The 5,549-nt window shown below is 60.6% G+C and carries 4 protein-coding genes; all 4 read right to left on the minus strand.

The annotated features are described in order from the left end of the window. A partial coding sequence (locus JHD07_RS31495) for an NADPH:quinone oxidoreductase family protein (RefSeq protein WP_291629245.1) occupies positions 1 to 687 on the minus strand: 687 nt, incomplete at its 3' end. A 102-nt stretch (positions 688 to 789) separates the two neighbouring features. Further along, complete coding sequence (locus JHD07_RS31500; protein ID WP_024342780.1) at positions 790 to 1,902, minus strand: CaiB/BaiF CoA-transferase family protein; 1,113 nt, start codon at positions 1,900 to 1,902, stop codon at positions 790 to 792. 28 nt (positions 1,903 to 1,930) lie between these two features. After that, positions 1,931 to 3,550 carry a class I adenylate-forming enzyme family protein gene (locus tag JHD07_RS31505; protein ID WP_024342779.1) on the minus strand — a complete coding sequence of 540 codons (1,620 nt, stop codon included), beginning with the start codon at positions 3,548 to 3,550 and terminating at the stop codon, positions 1,931 to 1,933. Positions 3,551 to 3,814: 264 nt separating this feature from the next. Next, positions 3,815 to 5,029: an ABC transporter substrate-binding protein gene (locus JHD07_RS31510; protein ID WP_024342778.1), complete on the minus strand. Its 1,215-nt coding sequence runs from the start codon at positions 5,027 to 5,029 to the stop codon at positions 3,815 to 3,817. Positions 5,030 to 5,549 lie beyond the last annotated feature (520 nt).

Raw genomic sequence — 5,549 nt, forward strand, 5'->3', positions numbered from 1 at the left:
GTTCTTGACCAGCAGGTAGTTGACCTTGACCGTCGGAATGTCTCCAGCGGCGAAGCCGACGACGACAAGCCGTCCGCACCAGGCCATCGTGCGCAGCGCCGCGCCCAGAAAATCGCCTCCGAGCGGATCGATCACCACGTCGACGCCTCTGTTCTCGGTCGCCGCGAGAACCTGAGCGCGCAGCTGCTCCCTCTGGCTCGGCAACGACAGATCGACGACGTGATCGGCGCCATTTTCCTTCACCAGCGCCGCTTCGTCCGCGCTGCGGACCGCAGCGACCGTCGTCGCTCCCATGGCCTTTGCAAGTTGTACGGCCGCCAGGCCTATGCCGCCAGCCGCGCCACCGACGAGCACATGTTCCCCTGGCTTCAGTTGAGCTCGATCGACAAGAGCGAGATAGGCCGTCTGATAGACCAACCCCATCGCCGCCGCCGCAACGAAGGACATTCCGTCGGGGAGCCCGAATGCCTGTTGTTCGGCCGCCAGCGCCTGCTCGGCGAAGCCACCATACTCCACGTGACAGAGCACGCGATCGCCACGAGCATAGCGAGTTACACCTTCGCCGACATCTAGAACGACGCCGGCGAAGTCCTTGCCGGGCGAGAAAGGCCGCTTGGGCAGCACCTGATATTTGCCGGCAATCACCAGCGTGTCCGGAAAATTGATTCCCGCGGCGCGGATACCCACGCGGATCTGTCCGTCTCCAGGAATGAGATCCGCGACGTCGCTGCACCGTAAACTGGACGGTGGACCATGCTCTAATACCTGAAAAGCTCGCATAAGGCTTGCCTACCCAGCCAATTGTTCGTCATTGTCCGCGCCCAGACGCGGTGAAGGCACTACGTTCGACCCGCGAAATTGCGGGCTTATCGGCACCGGAAGCGCCGGAATCGATCGACCGCCGGCCGAAATCTCTCGTGCGAGCAAGCCGCGGGCTTCGACATGAGGGTCAGCCACCGCATCCTTCAAACTGGCGACGATGGAGCAGCATACGTCCTTGCCCTCGAAGATGGCCCTCCAATCGGCCGCGGTTTTCGTCGCGACGATGCGGCCGACCGCGTCGATCGCCTCACGTGGGTTGGCATCCGACGCGCGCATCTCGGGCGGGAGGCCGATCGCCGAACAGAAGTTTTCCCAGAACTTGTCTTCGATGGGAGCAGCCGCAAGAAAACGATCGTCCGAAGTTCGATAGATTTGGTACCGAGGACTGCCACCGGTCACCAACGCGTCGCCACCGGCGGGCCATTGGTCGGCCGCAAAGCCATTGCCCAAGCCCCAGTACGCCAAGCTCAGCAGATTTTCTCCCATCGAAACGTCAAGATACGCGCCCTCGCCCGTCTTCTCGCGCCTGTGCAGCGCCAGCAGGATGTTCGTTACTGCCGGGTAGGCGCCGCCGGCGAGATCGGCGATCAGCACCGGCGGGATCACCGGCGCGCCGTTCGCGCCCGCGCTCAGGCCGAGGATACCCGACTCGGCGAGATAATTGAGGTCGTGTGCCGCCATCATCGCCTTCGGACCGGTTTGCCCCCATCCGCTGATCGCGCAATAGATCAGATGCGGATTGATGGTCTTGAGCGCTTCGTACCCCAAGCCCAGGCGGTCCATCACCCCGGGGCGAAACTGCTCGATCAAGACGTCAGCCTCGGCGACGAGCGGACGCAAGCGTTCGAGCGCGTCGGGGGCCTTGAGATCGATAGCGACGCTGCGCTTACCCGCGTTGAGCAATGCGAAGTTGACGCTGTCGTCGCCGAACTTCGGCAGGTAGCTCCGCATCTCGTCTCCGCGACCGGGTCGTTCGATCTTTACGACATGCGCACCCGCCTCGGCCAAGATCAGGCTCGCGAACGGACCCGGAAGCAACGTGCTGAAATCGACAACTCGGATACCTTCGAGGGGACGCATGTTGTTAAGGTTCCCTGCTTGAAACCGATCACGCCGTGCGCGCAGCGACCGTGGCCCGGATGGGCTGGGGCTGCAGTTGATTGCGCTGTACTTGGAGAATTAGCTCGCGCTTCATAATCTTTCCGCTCGCGGTCAACGGAAACTCTTCGACCCGCAGGAAGTATTCCGGCATGTCGTATTTCGAGAGACCTTCACGACGGAAGTGATCCATCAGATCCTTCGGTTCAACCAGACCTGATACTGCGATGCAAACGCGCTCGCCCAAACGATCGTCCGGAACAGGGAAGGCGGCAACGCGACCCACGGCCGGATGGCGGAGAGCAATCGCCTCTATGTGCGACGGATAGATGTTGTGGCCGCCCCGGATGATCAGGTCCTTCAGTCTCCCTTCGATCCGGAGGTTGCCGCTGGCGTCCATGACGCCAAGATCGCCGGACAAGAACCAGCCGCTGCTGTTGAAACTACCTTCCGTCACGGTCTGGTTGCCAAGATAACCCAGCATGAGCGCGGCACCTCGGCCGCCGATGTGCCCTAGCTCGCCAGGTCGCACTTCCTTATCGGGGTCGGCCGGATCGAACAACTTCACCTCGTACGATTTGCCGCCACGCCCACAGGTATTCACGATGATCTCCGCGGAGTCGCCGGGATGGGTGTACTGATGCGAGGAGCTTTCGGTCATGCCGTAAACATTCTGCGGTGTGATGCCCTGGCTAACGAATGCGGCTGCCACACTCGGCGGAATGGGAGCGCCGGCCATGTAGAAGGTTTTGACGGAGCCGAGTCTCTCGAGGCCGGCCTCCCGCTGTTCGGCGAGAATGTCCATCGCGTGCGTGGGCACGCCGAGGATATAATCGGCGCGTGTCGTCTCGATCCAATCGAGGCGGCTCATGCCGGGCGGCGGATCGGCGGTCACGAACCGTCCGCCAGCCAACAGCCACTGCGCCACCCCTACCCACGCGATGTGGTGCGACAGAGGCGAGAGGGAAAGCAGCACCGTACCGGGGCCTCGTTTCCAATCCTCGACCAGGTCCCGCGCGTTCGCGAGCAGGGTATTGTCCGAGTGCATGACGCATTTCGGTGCGCCGGTCGTCCCGGACGTGAACGCAAGGTACGACACTTTGTCGGGATCGGTGCACGGCGGAGTATTGTTGCTCGCCGGCGCGGGAAAGGTTTCGGGCGTGTAGACGACCTTCAGGCTGCTAATTCGGACGAGAACGGAATCGAAATCCGCCGTAGCGCGATCGGTCCCCCAACCATCTTCAGTCAGAAGCGCTCTCGCCGAAAGCGTCCTGATCAATTCACCTACTTCCGCACAAGTGTAGGTCTTGTGAACAGACGGATTGCAGGCAATGCCTTCGCGAGCGCAAGCCAGGAACGTGACGATGGCCTCGGCGCGGTTCGAGAGCCAGATCATCACCCGGTCGCCTCCGACCAGGCCATATTCGCGCAGGTTGACGGCGACCCCATCGGTCCAATTCTTGAGTTCGCTCCACGTCAGCGTTCGGCGCGCGTCCTGCAACGCGGCAGAATTGGGTCGCTCGGCTGCATGATGGCTCAGCAGGTCGTAAAAGGTGTCCTGGCGCCATGCGCCGGAGCCGTAGAAGCACTTTGCGTCTGCAGGGCGATGGAGGGTCAGGTACGGTTTCATCCCAATCTCGCTAAGCGGCGTTCGTTGAACGAATTTGGAGGTGGCTGACCAATTCATCAGCAACACCTGTGCCATCCCGACACCTCTAGTGCCGGGATGGCGAAGGGCATGTTTTCTCGATTGTCTTGGGAATGATCTTCAGGCGATACCCCCAGCGCAGGCCTGCGACTCCCGCAACCGTCCTCGTCGTATCCACGTTGTCCTCGGCGAAGACACATCGGAATGCTGCCCGCACACACAGCCGTCGGCAGCCGCTTCCTCGGTCTATTTCTTGATGAGCGGGCATTCGCTTTCGGACAGCGGTCGATAGGCCTCGTCTGCCGGGATGGTCGCTACGACCTTCATGAGATCCCACTCGCTCTTGGATTCGGATGGTTTCTTAGCCTGAAGCAGGTACATGTCGCGCATCATCCGCCCATCGTCGCGGATGCTGCCGTGCTTGGTCATGAAATCTTCCACCGGGAGCTTTTTCATCGCGGCCACAACCGCCTTGGCGTCATCAGTGCCGGCCTCCCTCACTCCCTTAAGATAATGGAGCGCAGCGCTGTAAATTCCAGCCTGAAAGGATGTCGGAGGCTTGCCGTGACGTTCCGCGAACCGCTTGGAGAACGCTCGCGTCTCTTCGTTTTGGTCCCAATAGAAAGCTTCGGTGAACAACAGACCCTGGGCCGCTTCCAACCCTAGCGAGTGGATGTCGGTCAACAGAACCAGCATGCCGGCCATCTTCTGCCCGCCAGCGATGATCCCGAAATCCGCCGCGCCCTTGATCGCGTTGATCGTATCGGATCCCGCATTGGCTAGGCCGATCACCTGGGCCTTCGAGGACTGAGCTTGCAGGAGAAATGAAGAAAAATCAGATGAGTTCAACGGAACGCGCACCGCGCCGAGCACCTTGCCTCCTTTCTTCTTGACGACCGCCGCCGTATCGGCCTCCAACGCATGTCCGAAGGCATAATCTGCCGTGAGGAAAAACCAGCTATCCCCGCCTCCGTTCGCTATGACCGCGTTGGCCGTGCCGTTCGCCAAAGCATAGGTGTCATAAACCCAATGCATTCCGAGCGGGGAGCACGATTTCCCCGTGAGAGCGGTCGACCCTGCCGACGTGGTAATCGAAATCTTCTTTTTCTCTTGCGTGATGCCTTGGACCGCGAGGGCAACCGCCGAATTGCCCAGCCCCATGATCACGTCTACATTCTCCACGTCGTACCAACGTCTGGCGATCGCAAGGCCCACATCCGCCTTGTTCTGAAGGTCGGCGGACACGACATCAATCGGCTTTCCGTTCACCTGACCACCGAAGTCTTCGACCGCCATCTTGACCGCCACGACGTCGCCCGGTCCCTGAATGTCCGCGTACGGGCCCGACATATCGTCCATCACGCCGATCTTGACGACACCGTCGGAAATCTGAGCGTGCGCCGGCGATGCCAAACAGAGGACTAGACTGGTCACCAGGACACAGATGCGACGTCTATTCATTCCATCCTCATTCTAGCTCGATATTCCACCCTACCTTTAGCAAAGAGAATGCCAGCGCCGGGAGGCCCAAGATTTTGAAGTCGCGGGGTGGCCAGCCTAACGAAAAGTGACCGCGCGAAGGACAAATGTCTTCTAAGACAACACTCAGAGACTGTCGGCCGGGTGAGGAAATATCGCGGGGTTGCCCCACCAATGCGTGCGGTAAGCCCTCTCACGCTCAGGATATGGATCGAAAGAGCCAGGTTCGCACAACTTGCGATCCCGGCAAGTCTAGCTCCAGCGGTTGGCTCTATTGTTGCCGGCGCAAGTCCTCCGGGAATGTCCGAAATTCTGTGTAAGCGATTTCTGTGAAGGTTGAAGTTGGTGTTTAAGGCATTGAAGATTGGCATCAACCGCATGGCGGACAATTCTGCTTGGCCGGACCGAGCGGTCAAGCCGCGCAGCGGCGCGCCGCAGGAGCTTGACGGCCAAGGTTCGGACCAAGCGATCATCGTCGGCGCCGTGATGTCGATTGTGCTCA

The organism is Bradyrhizobium sp. (assembly GCF_016462955.1).
Lineage (GTDB): Bacteria > Pseudomonadota > Alphaproteobacteria > Rhizobiales > Xanthobacteraceae > Bradyrhizobium.